Annotated in this window: 6 protein-coding genes; 2 read left to right on the top strand and 4 right to left on the bottom strand. The window is 59.8% G+C overall.

The annotated features are described in order from the left end of the window. The 3 genes from LKK40_RS05440 to gabT all read right to left on the bottom strand — a co-directional run bounded on the left by LKK40_RS05440 (position 1) and on the right by gabT (position 4,015). Complete coding sequence (locus LKK40_RS05440) at positions 1–942, bottom strand: ABC transporter permease (RefSeq protein ID WP_304309794.1); 942 nt, start codon at positions 940–942, stop codon at positions 1–3. Between the two features lie 85 nt (positions 943–1,027). Beyond that, complete coding sequence (locus tag LKK40_RS05435; protein ID WP_304309793.1) at positions 1,028–2,605, bottom strand: ABC transporter substrate-binding protein; 1,578 nt, start codon at positions 2,603–2,605, stop codon at positions 1,028–1,030. A gap of 39 nt (positions 2,606–2,644) precedes the next feature. Further along, positions 2,645–4,015, bottom strand: coding sequence for a 4-aminobutyrate--2-oxoglutarate transaminase (gabT, locus tag LKK40_RS05430; protein ID WP_304309792.1), 1,371 nt, complete (start codon positions 4,013–4,015; stop codon positions 2,645–2,647). Between the two features lie 319 nt (positions 4,016–4,334). On the opposite strand from gabT, the gene LKK40_RS05425 reads away from it, so the two are divergent. Together LKK40_RS05425 and LKK40_RS05420 are read left to right on the top strand one after the other, a co-directional pair. Continuing rightward, positions 4,335–5,936 carry a PucR family transcriptional regulator gene (locus LKK40_RS05425; RefSeq protein ID WP_304309791.1) on the top strand — a complete coding sequence of 534 codons (1,602 nt, stop codon included), beginning with the start codon at positions 4,335–4,337 and terminating at the stop codon, positions 5,934–5,936. A gap of 396 nt (positions 5,937–6,332) precedes the next feature. After that, on the top strand, positions 6,333–9,440 hold the full coding sequence (locus LKK40_RS05420) for an HAD-IA family hydrolase (RefSeq protein WP_304309790.1): 3,108 nt from the start codon (positions 6,333–6,335) through the stop codon (positions 9,438–9,440). 326 nt (positions 9,441–9,766) lie between these two features. On the opposite strand, the gene LKK40_RS05415 is transcribed toward LKK40_RS05420, so the two are convergent. Further along, positions 9,767–19,051, bottom strand: coding sequence for an Ig-like domain-containing protein (locus LKK40_RS05415; protein ID WP_304309789.1), 9,285 nt, complete (start codon positions 19,049–19,051; stop codon positions 9,767–9,769). Positions 19,052–19,055 lie beyond the last annotated feature (4 nt).

Genomic DNA, 19,055 nt, shown 5'->3' with positions numbered 1-19,055 from the left:
TCAACCTCGGTTTTCTTGAAGAATTCGGCGATCTATTAATCGCAGCGAGATATCAATGATCGTGTTTAAGAGGATTGCGATGATTCCGAGCACCATAACAATGCCTCGAATCACAGGGAAATCCTTGGTGAGTATTGCCTCGACCACGGCCCGCCCCATTCCCGGCCACGCGAATACATTCTCCATGATGATGGCCCCACCCAGCATGCCGGTGAGCACAAGACCAGACAAAGTGAGTGTGCTGACCATGGCATTAGGAAGCGCATACTTTGCATACAGTTTGATCGTGCCAATGCGCCAGCCACGCGCGGTTCTCATATAATCTTCTGTCAGAATCCGGCTCATCTCTCTTCTCACTACCCTGGAAACAGTGCAGGTAGGAGCCAGCGAAAGGGCAATGGTGGGCAGAACCCAGCTTGAAACACTTTCTGCTCCAGCCGCCGGGAAAAGATGAAGCGTAATGGCAAATATTGCAACGAGTACAGCGGCGCTCACGTATTCAGGCACAGATGCCACCAATCCGGTGAACCAATTGAACGAAGAATCAAGCCATTTGCGTTTATTCGCGTACGTTCCTATGGCGACTGTTGCCCCGAACAATGTGGCAGCGATAAAAGTAAGAATAATCGCCAGCAGCGCGACGTCTGCGGTATAAGGAAGCCGCGTCGCGATGATATCAGTCACGGCCTCGTTGGTACGAAATGACCTGCCGAGGTTTCCAGTGATGAGACCATGTAAATATGTCATGAATTGAACGAAGAGAGGCTTGTTCATTCCAAGATTTTCTCTCACCTGTTCAACTTGTTCTTGTGACGCGTCAACGCCCGCAACAGCTCTCGCAGGATCGCCAGGAATCAGCTGGACGATTGCAAATGTTGCGATGACGAGAACAAGAAGCGAAGCCAGTACCGTGCCAGCCTGACGTACAAGGTATCGTTTCATCGATTCTCCTTTTCTGAGGTGTGCGCCGGCGCATACATTGATGTTCAACACATGCGCCGGCGCACAACTCGAAATAAACGATTGCTCACTTGCTCGCAGAGACGATGCGCAGAGTGCTAATATCCTGCCTGCTGCTCGGAGCCCAGAGCGAGAATCCTTTTCGAACCGCATAATTGCGAGGGGAAGTAACCAGAGGATCGACATCTACACGGCCCAATACGCTCTTTTGCGCATCAGCGTACGCAGCACACATCTCAGTTTCGTTGGTGGCCGCCAAAGCCTTGCTGTAGGCGGCCAAGCCCTCGGGATTGTCCGCGTTCGACATGTTGCGCCCGCCCGCCGTAATAGGTGTTCCGATTGCGCGTGTGATGCCGGTGGTAAGCGTACCAATGGAATTGATGCTTCCGAATACCGTCATATCCCACGCACCGGTATCTGGCCCGAGTACAGTGCTCGCCCACGTTGCATTATCAGTATTTACAAGATCGACCTTCGCTCCTGCGTTGGTCAACGCCTGACTGACATATTCAGCGCCGCCGACTGCGAGGCTTCCAACTAGCTTGATCTTAACGCCATTCAGTGCGCCCTTTGCCTCCTTGGGATTGTACGGGACGAGCAACTTGGGATCCTTATTGACGCATGGAACGCTGGAATCGCCAGCAGACAGCAGGCGCTCGCCATTATCCGAATTCACCACTTTGTTGTACTGCTTCGCGTCCACGCTTTGCGCGACTGCAACTCGCAGCTTCTGATCAGTAAAGGGGCTTCCTGCTCTTTCGTTGAACACTATGAAAGTGTCGCCGAGATTGACTTTTACAACGCTTGTCGAACCATCGGACTTAAAGCGCGAAACGTCTTGAGCTGATATGAGGGCGACGTCAAGCGTGCCGCTCGTGATTTGGTTGGCATTGCTCGTAGGATCACCGCTCACTACGAACTTCAGGTGACGTGCCGGAACTCCCTTAAGCGGGGTCGAATATTTTGGCCAGGCTTTGAAATTGTCTCGAAGGTCATAATCGTATTCGACACCGGATTTAACGCTGGCAAGTTTATAAGGGCCAGAGAAGGCGCCTTGGACTTTACCTGCTGCCATTCCCTTCGGGTCATCGAGTCCAGCTTTGCAGATAATTCCAGCAGCCGGCACCGATAGGCCCGAAAGAAGCTCAGAGTTGGGTGACCCAAGCTTGATGTCGACGCTCTTTGTTGAGTCGTCACCAGTGACAGTTACATTCCTACTGCCAAAAATCAATGTCGCCTGCCCTGATTTAGTGGCAGGATCAACAAGCCTCTGCAGTGAAGCGGCGGCCATTGATGCGGTCAATGCGCTGCCGTCCCCGCATGTGAGGTTGTCCTTCAAGACGAATGTCGCATGCGTAGGACTCACATTCCAGGACTTCGCAAGACCACCGACAAATTTATTATTATTATCTCTTTTCACTAACGTGTCATAGAGAAGCTGAGCGTTTGTGTAATCGTCGAGCGCTGTTGTGAGTGCGGGATCAAATGACGTCAAATCTGCGTTGAAGTTAGAACGAATAGTGTCTGTAGTAGCAGCCTGTGAATCCGTTCCTCCCCCGCCGCAGGCGGCCAAAGAGATTGTAATTGCTGCTGCAGTAATCGCCGCAGCGATGGAATGATGCGTTTTCATTGTCGTTGCCTTCATTGTTGTGGTCCTTTCATTTCATACATTTTTTTGCCCCGCCTACTGCGCGCTGCACTCGGCGATGGCGGCTTCGAGCACATCGAGCGCTTCGTCCAGTTCGTCGTCGCCGATGACCAGCGGCGGCAACAGACGAATCACGTTGCCGTTGATGCCGCAAGTGAGAATGATGAGCCCTGCCCCGCGCACCGCGTCGACGATGCGCCCGACAATCTCAGCGTCCGGTTCCATCGTGCCGGGCTTGACGAATTCGATGGCCTGCATCGCGCCCAGTCCGCGCACAGCAGCCACGCAGTCGAAGCGCTCCGGCAGGGAGCCGAACCGGCTGAGGAACACGTCGCCGATGTGCGCGGCACGTGCGGGCAGATCTTCGCTCTCCATGATGCCGATTGCAGCCAACGCAGACGCACAGGAGACTGGATTGCCGCCGTAGGTGCCGCCGATGCCGCCGGGTTGCACCGCGTCCATGATTTCCGCGCGGCCGGTCACCGCCGAAATCGGCAGGCCGCCGCCTAGCGCCTTGGCCGTGGTGATGAGGTCAGGCTCCACGCCGAAATACTCGGATGCAAACCACTTGCCAGTGCGGCAGAATCCGGACTGAATCTCGTCGCTGATGAACACGACGCCATGCTCATGTGCCCAGTCGCACAGCGTCTTGAGGAACCCATCCGCCGGCACGATGAAGCCACCCTCGCCCTGCACCGGCTCGGCGATGATCGCCGCGATATCCTCGTGCCCAACCAGCAGCTCCATGCGCTTGATGCTCGCCTTCGCGGCGGCGACGCCATCCTGCCCAAAACTATCGCGCAGCGGGTAGGAATACGGCACGCTGACCACATCCGGCGCGAACGGCCCGAAACCGCGCTTGTACGGGGAGGCCTTCGTGGTCATCGACATCGTCAGATTCGTGCGGCCGTGGAAGGCATTGTCCATCACGATGACGGTCGGGCGGCCCGTGTAGCGCCGCGCGATCTTGACCGCGTTCTCCACGGCCTCAGCGCCCGAGTTCAGCAGCACGCTTTTCTTGGCGAAGTCGCCCGGCGTATGCTCCGCCAGCTTCTTGCACACCTCGACGTATCCGGCGTACGGCGTCGTGGCGAAGTTCGTATGCGTCAGCTTGGCGACCTCGCTCTGCACCGCATCGACCACTTCAGGTGCCGCATTGCCCACGCCCGTCACTGCGATGCCCGCCGCCAGATCAAGGAAGCGGTTGCCATCCACATCGGTGATCACCGACCCCGACGCGCTTTCGGCGAATATCGGCATCGCCGCGCCCACGCCGGCGCTGACATACTGCTTGTGCTCTTCCATGAGCGCACGCGAACGCGGCCCGGGGATTTCGGTCACCAGCTTGCGCGCGATCTGGGGAACATCTGCAATCGTCGCAAAGATCGGTTTCATTGTTATGCTCATATGCTTTTCATTTCCTCAGTGATGTGATGGAACTCAATTTGGATATGCACAATAGTGCGGGTGAGAACAACACTTTGGGTTTCACTATGATTAAGCAGCTGTGTCAATTGGAAAATGAAGATTTATTCTTCTCGTTTCCGATATGTTACGCATCGACCTTATCGAAGAAGGTCCAACATGGCGTTAAGTCTTGTGGATATTGAGTTTCGCCATGAAGCCCCAGGAAAAAAATATAATATGCAAAACGGCCATAAAATTATATATATGGACATAATGCATACAATCCATATGAGCCGGCACTAACGAACTCGAGGAGCCAATGGCACTCACCGTCAATGATTTAGCGCATGACACGAAACTGGGTTTGATTCCGCGCATCGAGACAAGCCCGGAATCAATGAACCGAGAAATCTTCTGGTCGCACCCAACAGAGCTCATCAACCCACAGATGTTCTCGCAAAGCGACGAAATCATCGTGACCTCAGGAGCGATGATTCCGCGCCGCACCCGCGCCAACGCTCGCGCTGTTGATGAAGCTGCTCGTGTCTTCATCGACAATATAGCCAGCGCCCACGTGTGCGCGCTGGCTTTCGGCACACGTTTGCTGCACAAAACCATTCCTCAGGTTCTGTTGGATTATGCGCGCAGCCGTGACTTGCCTGTTTTGGAAATACCTATCGAAGTACCGTTCTCATTGGTCATGAACGCTGTGGCGCTCGGAGTCGAATCGCAGCGGCAAGCCCAGCTTCGCCAAGCGTATTCGGATATGCGCAACCTTTTGCAGGCAGCGTCTTCGCAGGATCCGATACGGGCATTAACTCTCAACCTAGATACCAGTATCGGTGGGTGGTGCGTCTTGTTCACACCGTATGGCTCCGTGGCAGAGTCCTCGCATCTCAGCGTGCGAGACAGGGCGCTCACTGCGATGGGTGCACGAGCCAGTGACGAACGAAATCCTCAAAGCATGCGCGTAGAGGGCGACCATGTGCGCATCGTGCCACTGCGGTCTTCTGATGACACCGAATTGGGAACTTTAGTCGCGGGGTCTCGCATGGTACCAACCGAATTTGACCAAACTTTGATTACTTTCGCAGCAAGCCTGTTCGGGCTAGCTCTGTTCAGACGTCATGGTCAAGACGAGACGCTCCAGCAGATGCGAAGCATCATGATGCGCAAAGCCTTCGACGGCGATGCTGCAATGCTGAGCGATTTCACGAGAACGTTGTGGGATTGCGATATGCCCCGCGAACCATTGCGCGTCATCACTATTCATGGCTCTGCGAAAGAGCTGCGGTCCATTGCAGCGGAAATCTCGCCAATTCGTCGATCGGGGAGCAAACATACTGACCGCATTTTTGGGCAAGTAGATTCATCGCTCTGGATCGTCACGTCTTCGCAGGCATATCGCCGCATGGTAAAAGTGCTGTCAGGCAAATACCCCGTCGCCATCGGAATTTCAGGCGTCTGCGATTGGCAAGGGCTGAAGGAGGCGCAGCGTCAGGCGCTGATTGCTTCAAGCAGAGCCGAAACAGCGACCTCCATGCGTACGACATTCCACGCAATCGAAGGCGACGAACAGTCTGGAAGCATCGCGCTCTTTGATGAGATGCCGCAGGCGCACGCAACAAGTTCCGTGGTATCAGCCATCGATGAGGACGCTGCGCACGTAATGGCGATTGCCTTAGCGCAGCGCTCCGATGAACTGTGCCACACCGTGCTGGTCTGGCTCTCCCAGCTGTGCAACAACGACCGCACAGCGAAATTCTTGGGAATCCACCGCCACACGCTCGCCAAACGGCTGAGCGACGCCGAACAGGCACTGGGCCGCTCACTCAACGATCCCCAGACCCGGGCCGAGCTATGGCTCGCGCTCAACGCGGAATACGCGAAGCAGACAGACGCTACGCCTTCCGCACGATGACACCCAGGCAATGAACCCCACCTACCCCTCATCGTGCTCTACCGAGATGCTGCCCCTTTCATGACGCTAACTGGTGAATCAGCGTCACAAAAGGGGCGTCACTTCTTGGCTAGTGCCCCTTTTGTGCCTCTTAGCCGCCGTAATCGTCACAAAAGGGGCGCTAAGCTCACGACGTTCCCCGTAATACCCCCAAGCATCAGATATCCTGAACCCGACAACTAGGCAACAACGGTGTTGCAACGGACACTAGAACTCACCCCTCACCCTGCCGGCTAATCCTCTCCGGGCGCATGGGCGCATGCATCGCTATGATTGTGCAAACAGTCGTGTTCCTGCCTCTTGCAGAAGTATTTCGTGTCCGACGCACGCGCCGGCGCGGTGAAAGGATGATGACCCATGGCCCCAGGCAAAGGCTTCCGCTCTGTCGCCCAATACAATGCCGCGCTTTTCGACTTGGACGGCGTGCTCACGCCGACGATCATTCTGCACAAGGCGGCTTGGAAACAGCTCTTCGACGAGGCGCTGCCCGATTCGGTGCCGCCGTACACGGAGCAGGACTACTTCACGTATGTGGACGGCAAGCCGCGCTATGACGGCGTGGCCTCGCTGCTGCAGAGCCGCAACATCGAGCTGCCGTGGGGCAGCCCGGGCGACGACCCGAGCATGCAGACGGTCTGCGGCCTAGGCAATCGCAAGAACGCAGTGTTCGAAAACCTGCTGCATGAGCAGGGCATCGCAGCCTATGACGACGTCGTGGACGTGCTGCGGCATCTCAAGGCCGCCGGGTTGTACCTCGCGGTCGTGTCCAGCTCGCGCAACGCGACGGAAGTGCTGGAAACGGCAGGCATCATCGGCTTCTTCGACCGGGTCGTGGACGGCACCGTGCGCGCGGAGCAGGACTTGCGGGGCAAGCCTGCGCCTGACACCTACGTGTACGCCGCGAAGATGCTGGGCATACCGCCCGACCATGCGGTGGTGATCGAGGACGCGCTCTCCGGCGTCGCGGCGGGGTCGGCGGGCGGCTTCGGCCTGGTCATCGGCGTCGATAGGGGCGTCGGACGTGATCAGCTGCTCAAATCGGGCGCCGACCTCGTGGTGACCGAACTCGCACAAATGATCGACGGCTCGTACGTGCACGATTACGGCCGCGTCTACGACCCGGCGCGCATCGGCGACCCGTTAAGCGACATTCGCAACCCAGTGCACCCTTGGGCCTTCATCGAAGCCGGCCCACCCACCGAGCAAAGCGCCACGCTGTTCTCCCTTTCGAACGGTGCCATCGGCATCCGCGGCGCAGGCGAAGAGCCGCGACGCCTCGGCTTCGGCACGTTCCTGAGCGGCTACCACGAGACCTTCACCATCAGGCATGCGGAGGACGCGTACGGCTACTCGCGAGTCGGCCAGGTCATCCAGGGCGTGCCGGATGCGACCGACTATCACTTCCTGATTGACGGCGTGCCGCTTGAGCACCCGATCAACTGCGCGCAGCAGGTGGATTTCCGCACCGGCATCGCGCAGGAGCATCGCGAATATCAGATCGAGGACCTGCTGGTGCAGATCGATATCGAGCGCATGGTGTGTCTGTTCAATGAGAATCTGGCGGTCAGCAACGTGACCGTGCGCGTGGACAAGCCCGACACCGAGCTGATTGTGCGCATCGAGGCACCGGCGAACGACAACCTGCCCGACATCGAGCATTCCGACGACCCGCGCAAGATGGAACAGCTGCTCGAAGGCGGCTTGCACGAGGTCGAGCGCCCTCCCATCGAAGAGGCTATGGGCCCGGCCGAACTGCACGCCTACCGCTGCGTAAGCTCGCATATGGCTATGGCTATGGGCGTGCTGCAGACCATCGACGGCAGGCCGACCGGCACCAGCTTCAACGTGGTCGCCTCCCACGACGAGCCGGCGCATGCGACCCGTTACATCGCCTACCACACCGACCCGGTGAGCGGTCAGGGCATCCGCAATGGCCTGGTGCTGCCCGAAAGCAGAAGCCAGAACACCGACGAGCTGATTCGGCGCTGCGAGGCGACGCTGGCCGATGCGGCGGCGCTGGGCGAATCAGCCTTGCTCAACGAGCAGCGCGAATGGCTTGACGGGTTCTGGAAGGACTCGGATATCGAAGTGGAGGTGGACGCTGAAGCGGATACGAGCGGTGAAGCGGATACGAGCGGCGCGGGACTCGGCGTGCGCATCCAGCAGGTCATCCGCTGGGAGCTGTTCCAGCTCGCGCAGACCACGGCCTTCGTGCCCAATGGCGTTGGTGCCAAGGGCCTGAGCGGCTCAGGTTATTCCGGGCATTACTTCTGGGATACCGAAACCTTCGTGCTGCCCTTCCTGACCTACACGCGGCCCGATCAGGCCCGCGACGCGCTCTCCTTCCGCCACCGGATGCTGCCCGCCGCCCGCAAACGCGCCGCCGCGATGAGCGTGGACGGAGCGCTCTACCCTTGGCGCACCATCAACGGCGAGGAGGCCTCCGCCTTCTTCCCGGCCAGCACGGCACAGTACCATATCGACGCCGACATCGCCTACGCGGTGATGCAGTACGCCGGAGTGTCCGGCGACTGGGACTACTTGGGCCGCGAAGGCATCGACATCCTCGTGGAGACGGCGCGCATGTGGGCCGATCTCGGCCGTTTCGGCAGGGATGGGCGCTTCCATATCAACTGCGTGACTGGCCCCGACGAGTACACCGCGCTCGTGGACGACAACTTCTACACCAACGCGATGGCGCAGTTCAACCTGGTTTCCGCTGCCGACGCACTTGAGCACTTCGACCACGACGATCCCCGGCTCGCCGCGCAGATTCGCCAGCGGCTGCACATCCGCCCCAACGAGCTGCGCGATTGGCGCATCGCCGCCGACGCGATGTGCCTGCTGCAGGACCCGGATTCCGGGCTGCATTTGCAGGACGCCCAGTTCCTGCACCGCGTGCCGTGGGACTTCAAACGCAAGGCGGCCCGACCGCTGCTGCTGCATTATCATCCAATGGAGATCTACCGCCATCAGGTGCTCAAGCAGACCGATACGGTGCTCACGCTGTTCATGCTCTCCTCGCATTTCAGCCTCAATGAGAAGAAAACCGATTTCGACGTCTACGACCCGCTCACTACGGGCGACTCAACGCTGTCGCTGGCGACGCAGGCCATCATCGCAGCGGAAGTCGGCTACCGCGACAAGGCATACTCCTACTTCCTCCAATCGCTGTTCACCGATGTGGCTGACTTGCACGACAACACGAGCGACGGCATTCATTTGGCTGCGGCAGGCGGCATCTGGGGCCTGCTCGTCAACGGCTTCGGCGGCCTGCGCGATTCAGGCGGCGAGACGGTCTGCATCGACCCTCGCCTGCCGAACCCCTGGCACAGCATGCGCTACCGGCTCGCCGTGCACGGCTCACGATTCGAGGTACTGGTCACCCGTGACGACGTGTCCGTAACCCGCATCTCCGGCGACCCGGTCGACTTCCAGATTCAGGGGCGCGCGGTGACTATCTGAGTGGCTGGGTGGGGGGGTGCCACGCTGTTGCCTCCCCTCTTCTGTCCCCTCCGGACGCGACTACTGACGCGAAAAAGCCGCTGAGAGCACGTCAGTGGCCGATTCGCTCCAGTAGCCCCATACAACTGGCAGGGATACGCCGCTGACCGCAGCTCAGCGGCCGTTTTGCGCCATTAGCCTCCCGCCCCATGCGCCATATACGCAAAAAGAGGTGCTGCTTGAGGCCACGATTACGTGGTTTCAAGCAGCACCTCTGTGCTAGGGGATTCGGTTACCGGCCTGCCCGGGCCAGCCAGCTATGCGGCCGGCGGGCCCGGAAGACTCAATCAGTCCGAATCGTTGCGGCGGGAGAGCTTGCGCAGACCCAGACCAGCGGCAGCCAAGGCCAGCATGGCGATCAGCGCGATTCCCACGCTGGCACCAGTGGAAGCCAAGATGGACTGCGGCTGCTTGGCCGGCTTAGCCGGAACAGGCTTGGCAGGAGCCTTCGGAGCCGGAGTCTTGCCCGGAGCCGCAGGAGCAGCCGGCACGTCAACGCCCAGCGTTCCCGTGGCCGTCTTGCCGTTCTCGTCAGTCACCGTGTACTTCTGCGGGGTCGCCTTGCCGGAGAAGCCCTTGGCAGGAGTGAAGGTGGCGACCGGCTGGCCATCGACGACCTTGATCGTCCACGTGCCCTCGCCGGGAACCGTCTTCGTGTCCTTGCCATTGTCGAACACAGCCGACTTGATCGGAGCAGAACCAGGCTTGGCCGTCGGAGTCAGCGTCACCGGCTTGCCGGGCTTGGCCGTAACGGTCTTGTCACCAGTCTTCGGAGGAACCGGAGCAGCAGGAACATTGATCGTCAACGTGCCCTCAGCGGTCTTGCCGTTCCCATCCGTCACCGTGTACTTCTGCGAATCAGGCGAGCCCTTGAAGCCAGGCTCCGGAGTGAACGTGACAACCGGCTGGCCGTCCTTCAGCTCAATCGTCCACGTACCCTGGCCAGGAACAACCTTCGTGTCCTTGCCATTATCGAACACAGCAGACACGATCGGGGCGGTACCCGGCTTGGCAGTCGGAGCCAGCGTCACCGGAGCACCAGGCTCAGCAGTCACCGTCTTGTCGCCGGTCACCGGCGGCGTATTGACGGTCACATCGAGCGAGCCATCGGCAGTCAGACCATTCTCGTCAGTCACCGTGTACTGCTGCGGCGTGGTCTTGCCAGTGAAGCCCTTGACCGGAGCAAACACCGCAACCGGCTGGCCGTCAACGACCTTGATCGTCCACGTGCCCTCACCAGGAACCGTCTTCGAGGTCTTGCCGTTGTCGAACACGGCGGACTTGATCGGAGCGGTACCCGGCTTGGCGGTCGGAGCCAGCGTCACCGGAGCACCCGGATCGGTAGCAGCCGACTTGTCGCCAGTCGTCGGAGGAGTCAGCGCCGGAACGTCAATCGTCAACGTGCCGTCGGCGGTCTTGCCGTTCTTATCCTTCACCGTGTACTTCTGCGAATCAGGCGAACCCTTGAAGCCAGGCTCAGGAGTGAAGGTAACAACCGGCTGGCCATCCTTCAATTCCACAGTCCACGTACCCTGACCGGGAACGTCCTTCTTAGGCTGGCCATTGTCGAACACGACCGACGTGATCGGAGCAGAACCAGGCTTGGTCACCGGCTTCAGCGTCACCGGAGCACCCGGCTTCGCAGTCGTCGACTGATCGCCCGTGGCCGGAGGAGCGCTAATCGTCACCGTGAGGGTGCCGTCAGCGGTCTTGCCGTTCTCGTCCTTCACCGTGTACTGCTGCGGCGTGGTCTTGCCAGTGAAGCCGTCAATCGGGGTGAAGGTCGCGACCGGCTGGCCGTCCTTCAGCTCAATCGTCCACGTACCCTCGCCGGGAACGTCCTTCGTGGGCTGACCGTTGTCGAAGACAACCGACGTGATCGGAGCAGAACCAGGCTTCGCAGTCGGAGCCAGCGTCACCGGCTTGCCCGGATCAGTCGTCGCCGACTTGTCGCCAGTGGTAGGCGGCGTGACAGGAGCAGCAGGAACATTGATAGTCAACGTGCCCTCAGCCGTCTTGCCGTTCTCGTCCGTCACCGTGTACTGCTGCGGATCAGGCGAACCCTTGAAGCCAGGCTCAGGAGTGAAGGTAACAACCGGCTGGCCGTCCTTCAATTCCACAGTCCACGTGCCCTGACCAGGAACAACCTTCTTAGGCTGACCATTGTCGAACGTCACGGACTTGATCGGAGCAGAACCAGGCTTGGTCACCGGATTGAGCGTCACTGGCTTGCCAGGCTCGCCCGTCTCGGACTTATCACCCGTGGTGGGCGGAGTGACCGGAGCCGGCGCATTGACCGTCACATCCAGCTTGCCAGTAGCAGTCAGGCCGTTCTCATCCGTCACCGTGTACGGCTGAGGAGTCGTCTTGCCAGTGAAACCATCAGCAGGAGCGAACACCGGCACAGGCTGTCCGTCCTTCAGCTGAATTGTCCAGGTGCCTTCGCCAGGAACAACCTTCGTGGGCTGACCGTTGTCGAACACAACCGACTTGATCGGAGCAGAACCAGGCTTGGTCACGGGGGCCAGCGTCACAGGCTTGCCCGGATCAGTCGTCCCGGAATTGTCACCAGTCGTGGGCGGCGTGTTCACCGTCACGTCCAGCTTGCCCGTAGCGGTCAGGCCGTTCTCATCCGTCACCGTGTACGGCTGAGGAGTGGTCTTGCCAGTGAAGCCATCGGCAGGAGTGAACACCGCGACCGGCTGGCCGTTGTCGCCCAGCTTGATCGACCAGGAACCTTCACCAGGAACGTCCTTGGCGGTCTTGCCGTTATCGAAGGTCACCGCGGTGAACTTCTGCGACGTGCCGAAGCCCGTCTCGGGGTTCAACGTCACCGGAGTCTTCGGATCGGTCGTAGCCGACTGATCCTTCGCGCTCGGCGGCGTGGTGATGGTCACGTCAAGCGTGCCCGTAGCGGTCTTGCCGTTGCCATCCGTCACCGTGTACTGCTGCGGCGTGGTCTTGCCAGTGAAGCCCTTGTCCGGAGTGAAGGTAGCGACCGGCTGGCCATCGACGACCTTGATCGTCCACACGCCCTCGCCGGGAACCGTCTTCGTGTCCTTGCCATTGTCGAACACAGCCGACTTGATCGGAGCAGAACCAGGCTTGGCGGTCGGAGCCAGCGTCACCGGCTTGCCCGGATCAGTCGTCACCGTCTTGTCGCCCGTCGTCGGAGGCGTGACAGGAGCAGCAGGAACATTGATCGTCAACGTGCCCTCAGCCGTCTGGCCGTTCCCGTCCGTCACCGTGTACTGCTGCGGATCAGGCGAGCCCTTGAAGCCAGGCTCGGGAGTGAAGGTGGCAACTGGCTGGCCGTCAACGACCTTGATCGTCCACGTACCCTGACCAGGAACAACCTTCGTGTCCTTGCCATTGTCAAACACAGCAGACTTGATCGGCGAAGAGCCAGGAGTCGTCACCGGGTTCAACGTCACCGGAGCACCCGGCTCGGCAGTCACCGTCTTGTCGCCAGCCTTCGGCGGAACCGGAGCAGGCGGGTTGATCGTCACGTTGAGCGTGCCGTCAGCCGTCAGCTTGTTCGCATCGGTCACCGTGTACGACTGAGGAGTGACCTTGCCGGAGTAGTCCTTGTCGGGGGTGAAGGTCGCAATCGGCTGTCCATTGTCCAGCTTGATCGACCAGGAGCCCTCGCCGGGAACCGTCTTCGTGTCCTTGCCATTGTCGAACGCCACCGCAGTGATGTCGCCCGAACCAGGCCTAGCCGCCGGATTGAGCGTCGCCGTCGTATTCGGATCGATGGTCTTCGCAGCATCACCGGTCGTCGGCGGCGCGAGAACCGTCACGTCCAGCTTGGCGGTAGCAGTCAGGCCGTTCTCATCCGTCACCGTATACGGCTGAGGAGTCGTCTTGCCAGTGAAGCCATCGGCAGGAGTGAACACCGCGACCGGCTGGCCATTGTCCAGCTTGACAGTCCACGTACCCTCATTGGGGACATCCTTCGTGGGCTGGCCGTTGTCGAACACGACCGACGTGATCGGCGAAGAGCCAGGAGTGGTCTTCGGAGCCAGCGTCACCGGCGTCTTCGGATTGGTCGTCGCGGACTTGTCGCCGGTCGTTGGCGGCGTATTCACCGTCACGTCCAGCTTGCCCGTAGCGGTCTTGCCGTTCTCATCCGTCACCGTGTACGGCACCGGAGTGGTCTTGCCAGTGAAACCATCAACAGGAGTGAACACAGCAGTCGGCTGGCCGTTATCGCCCAGCTTGATCGTCCACGTGCCCTCGCCAGGAACGTCCTTCGTGGGCTGGCCGTTGTCGAACACGACCGACGTGATCGGCGAAGAGCCAGGAGTCGTCACCGGATTCAGCGTGACGGGCTTGCCCGGGTTCGTCGTCGCCGACTTGTCGCCGGTCTTCGGCGGAACCGGAGCAGGCGGGTTAATCGTCACGTTGAGCGTGCCGTCGGCCGTCTTGCCGTTCGAATCGGTCACCGTGTACTTCTGCGGGGTGACCTTGCCCGAATAATCCTTGAGCGGGGTGAACGTGGCGACCGGCTGGCCATTGTCCAGCTTGATCGACCAGGTGCCCTCGTTCGAAACCACCAGCGTCTTGCCGCCATCAGTCGCAGCAGGATCATCGAACTTCACCGAAGTGATGTCACCGGAGCCGGGAACCGTCTTCGGAGTCAGCGTGGACGTCGTATTCGGATCGATGGTCTTGGACGCATCGCCCGTGGTAGGCGGCGTGAGCGGCTTGTTCACCGTCACGTCCAAGTTCGCCGTAGCAGTCAGACCGTTCTCATCCGTCACCGTATACGGCACCGGAGTGGTCTTGCCGGTGAAGCCATCGGCAGGAGTGAACACAGCAGTCGGCTGGCCGTTATCGTCCAGCTTGATCGTCCACACGCCCTCGCCATCGACCGTCTTCGTCGTATCGCCATTGTCGAAGGGCACCTTGGTGAACTTCTGCGACGTGCCGAAGGTGGTATCAGGATCCAAGGTCACCGGAGTCTTCGGATCAGTCGTAGCCGACTTATCCGAAGCGGTCGGCGGCGCGAGAACCGTCACATCAAGGTTGGCGGTAGCGGTCAGGCCGTTCCCGTCGGTCACCGTGTACGGCACCGGAGTGGTCTTGCCGGTGAAGCCATCGGCAGGAGTGAACACCGCGGTCGGCTGGCCGTTGTCACCCAGCTTGATCGTCCACGTGCCCTCGTTGGGAACCGTCTTCGTGGTCGCACCCTTGTCATCAAACGCAACGCCAGTGAACGTCTTCGACGTGCCGAAACCAGTCTCAGGGTTCAAGGTCACCGGAGTGCTCGGATTCGTCGTCGCCGACTTATCCTTCGCAGTCGGAGGCGTGTTGATGGTCACGGAAAGCGTGCCGTCAGCGGTCTTGTCGTTCTCATCGGTCACTGTGTATTTCTGATCGGTGACCTTGCCCGTGAAGCCCTTGTCCGGAGTGAAGGTCGCGACCGGCTGGCCGTCCTTCAGCTCAATCGTCCAAGTGCCCTGACCAGGAACGTCCTTCGTGGGCTGGTTGTTGTCGAACACAACCGACTTGATCGGAGCCGAGCCAGGAGTCGTCACCGGGTTCAACGTCACCGGAGTATCCGGATTCGTCGTAGCCGACTTGTCGCCCGTTGTAGGAGGCGTGAGCGGCTTGTTCACCGTCACATCGAGGTTTGCCGTCGCGGTCAGGCCGTTCTCATCCGTCACAATGTACGGCTGCGGAGTCGTCTTGCCCGTGAAGCCATCGACAGGAGTGAACACAGCCTCAGGCTGACCCTTATCATTCAGCGAGATCGTCCAAGAACCTTCGCCAGGAACATCCTTCGTAGTCGCACCCTTGTCATCGAACGCAACGCCAGTGAACGTCTGCGACGTGCCGAAGCCCGTCTCAGGATCCAGCGTCACCGGAGTCTTCGGATCGGTCGTAGCCGACTTATCCGAAGCGGTCGGCGGCGCGAGAACCGTCACATCAAGGTTGGCGGTAGCCGTCAGGCCGTTCTCGTCCGTCACGATATACGGCACTGGCGTGGTCTTGCCAGTGAAGCCGTCCACCGGAGTGAACACAGCCTCAGGCTGACCCTTATCATTCAGCGAGATGGTCCAAGAACCCTCGCCAGGAACGTCCTTCGTAGTCGCGCCCTTGTCATCGAACGCAACGCCCGTGAACTTCTTGGACGTGCCGAAACCAGTCTCAGGATCCAACGTCACCGGAGTCTTCGGATTCGTCGTAGCCGACTTGTCCTTCGCAGTCGGAGGAGTATTGATCGTCACGTCCAGCTTGCCGGTGGCGGTCAGCTTGTTCGAATCCGTCACCGTGTACTGCTGCTCGGTAACCGGACCGGAGTAGTCCTTGTCCGGAGCGAACGTCGCAACCGGCTGGCCATTGTCCAGCTTGATCGACCAGGTGCCCTCGTTCGGAACCACCAGCGTCTTGCCGCCATCAGTCGCAGCAGGATCAGTAAACGTCACATCGGTGATGTCGCCGGAACCAGGCTTGGTCACCGGATTGAGCGTCGCCGTCTGATTCGGGTTAATCGCCTTGGACGCATCGCCCGTCGTCGGAGGAGCGAGAACCGTCACATCAAGGTTCGCCGTAGCCGTCAGACCGTTCCCGTCCGTCACCGTGTACGGCACCGGAGTGGTCTTGCCAGTGAAGCCGTCCACTGGAGTGAACACCGCGGTCGGCTGGCCGTTGTCGCCCAGCTTGATCGTCCACGTGCCTTCGCCAGGAACCGTCTTCGTGGTCGTGCCCTTGTCATCGAACGCAACGCCAGTGAACTTCTTGGACGTGCCGAAACCAGTCTCAGGATCCAACGTCACAGCCTTGCCCGGATCAGTCGTAGCCGACTCATCCTTCGCAGTCGGAGGAGTATTGATCGTCACGTCCAATTTGCCCGTGGCGGTCAGCTTGTTCGAATCCGTCACCGTGTACGGCTGCTCGGTGACCGGACCGGAGTAGTCCTTGTCCGGAGCGAAGGTCGCGACCGGCTGGCCATTGTCCAGCTTGATCGTCCACGTGCCCTCGTTCGGGACCACCAGCGTCTTGCCGCCATCAGTCGCAGCAGGATCAGTAAACTTCACATCGGTGATGTCACCGGAGCCGGGAACCGTCTTCGGAGTCAGCGTAGCAGTCTCGTTCGGGTTGATCGCCTTGGACGCATCGCCCGTCGTCGGAGGAGCGAGAACCGTCACATCAAGATTCGCCGTAGCCGTCAGGCCGTTCCCGTCCGTCACGATATACGGCACGGCAGTGGTCTTGCCGGTGAAGCCATCCACCGGGGTGAACACCGCCTCAGGCTGACCCTTATCATTCAGCTTGATGGTCCACGTGCCTTCACCGGGAACGTCCTTCGTGGTAGCACCCTTGTCATCGAAAGCAACCGAAGTGAACTTCTGCGACGTACCAAAGGTGGTATCAGGATTCAGCGTCACCGGAGTCTTCGGATTCGTCGTCGCCGACTTATCCTTCGCAGTCGGCGGCTCGTTGATCGTCACATCAAGCTTGCCCGTGGCAGTCTTGTTGTTCGCATCCGTCACCGTGTACTGCTGCTCGGTAACCGGACCGGAGTAGTCCTTGTCCGGAGCGAACGTGGCAACCGGCTGGCCCTTGTCGTCCAGCTTGATCGTCCACGTGCCCTCGCCAGGAACCGTCAGCGTCTTGCCGTCCGCAGACAGCGAACCCTTGCCATCAGCAGGAGCAACGAACTTCACATCGGTGATGTCACCGGAGCCAGGAGTCGTCACCGGGTTGAGCGTCGCCGTCTGATTCGGGTTGATGGCTGCCGACTTGTCGCCCGTCGTGGGAGGTGTGAGCGGCTTGTTCACCGTCACATCGAGGTTTGCCGTCGCGGTCAGGCCGTTCTCGTCCGTCACGATATACGGCACAGGAGTCGTCTTGCCAGTGAAGCCGTCCACCGGAGTGAACACAGCCTCAGGCTGGCCCTTATCATTCAGCGAGATGGTCCAAGAACCTTCACCAGGAACGTCCTTCGTAGTCGCGCCCTTGTCATCGAACGCCACACCAGTGAACTTCTGCGACGTACCGAAACCAGTCTCAGGATCCAACGTCACAGCCTTGCCCGGATCAGTCGTCGCCGACTTATCCGAAGCGGTCGGCGGCGCGAGAACCGTCACATCAAGGTTGGCGGTAGCCGTCAGACCATTTTCATCCGTCACGATATACGGCACAGGAGTCGTCTTACCCGTGAAACCGTCCACCGGAGTGAATACAGCCTCAGGCTGACCCTTGTCATTCAGCGAGATGGTCCAAGAACCCTCGCCAGGAACGTCCTTCGTAGTCGCACCCGACTTATCGAACGCCACACCAGTGAACGTCTGCGACGTGCCGAAGCCCGTCTCAGGATCCAAGGTCACCGGAGTCTTCGGATTCGTCGTCGCCGACTTATCCTTCGCAGTCGGAGGAGCGAGAACCGTCACATCAAGGTTCGCCGTGGCAGTCTTGCCGTTCTCATCCGTCACAATGTATGGCTGCGGAGTCGCCGTGCCGGTGAAGCCATCAACAGGCGTGAACACCGCCTCAGGCTTGCCTTCGTCGTTCAGCTTGATCGTCCACGTGCCTTCGCCAGGAACGTCCTTCGTGGTCGTGCCCTTATCATCGAATGCAACCGAAGTGAACGTCTGCGACGTGCCAAAGCCAGTCTCAGGGTTCAAGGTCACCGGAGTGCTCGGCTTCGTCGTAGCCGACTTATCCTGCGCGGTCGGGCCAGTAATCGCCGCAACCGTCACATCGAGGTTTGCCGTAGCAGTCAGATTGTTCTCATCCGTCACGATGTACGGCTGAGTCGTTGCCTTGCCAGTGAAATCAGCATCAGGAGTGAAAGTCGCAACCGGCTGACCATCGTCACCCAGTGTGATCGTCCACGTGCCTTCGCCCGGAACCGTCTTCGTGGTAGCACCCGACTTGTCGAACGCGACCGAAGTGAACTTCTGCGAGGTGCCGAAGCCAGTCGTCGGCTTCAGATCCACCGCAACACCCGGCTGGGTCGTAGCGGACGAGTCCTGCGCGGTCGGGCCTTCGATGGCGGTCAGCGTCGCAGGAGTCTGCGGGCCGTCCATGCCGACTGTCGACTCGATATTCGAGGAGCCGTTGGTGAGATCCCCAGCCTTCGTAGGCGTGACATCCACCGTGATGGTGCAGGTCGTGGGATCTGCGGCCGAAGAGCCGCCGGGAAGATCGCCGTTCTTGATGTCGATGCTACTGTCACCAGCGCCAGCGGTCACGTCCGCCTTGCAGGAGCCATTATTACCGTCTGCCTTCACATTCGGCGTATTCGCAACAACGAGTCCATCCGGAAGGGCATCAGTGAACGCCCAGCCGTTCTTCGTGCCGTTATCAGTGCGGTTGTTGACCGTCAGCGTCAGCGTCGACGTATCGCCGACCTTAACCGTGGTCGGGTTGAAGGACTTGGTCAGGTACGGAGACACATCCAGCACGCGAATGTTGTCGATGGCACCGTCGTTGCCATTGCCTGAGCCATCTGGAGGATTCTTGGTCAGAGCACTCTGAGTTCCCGCTGGGCACTTGCCATTAACAGCGTAGGCACCACAGCCATCCGAGCTGGCTTTGGAAGCATTGTCCAGTTCCAAACCG

This window comes from Bifidobacterium tibiigranuli (assembly GCF_022655035.1).
Classification (GTDB): domain Bacteria; phylum Actinomycetota; class Actinomycetes; order Actinomycetales; family Bifidobacteriaceae; genus Bifidobacterium; species Bifidobacterium tibiigranuli_A.
Note: the sequence above shows the minus strand (reverse complement) of the source record. Positions and strands in the feature narration are given on the sequence as shown.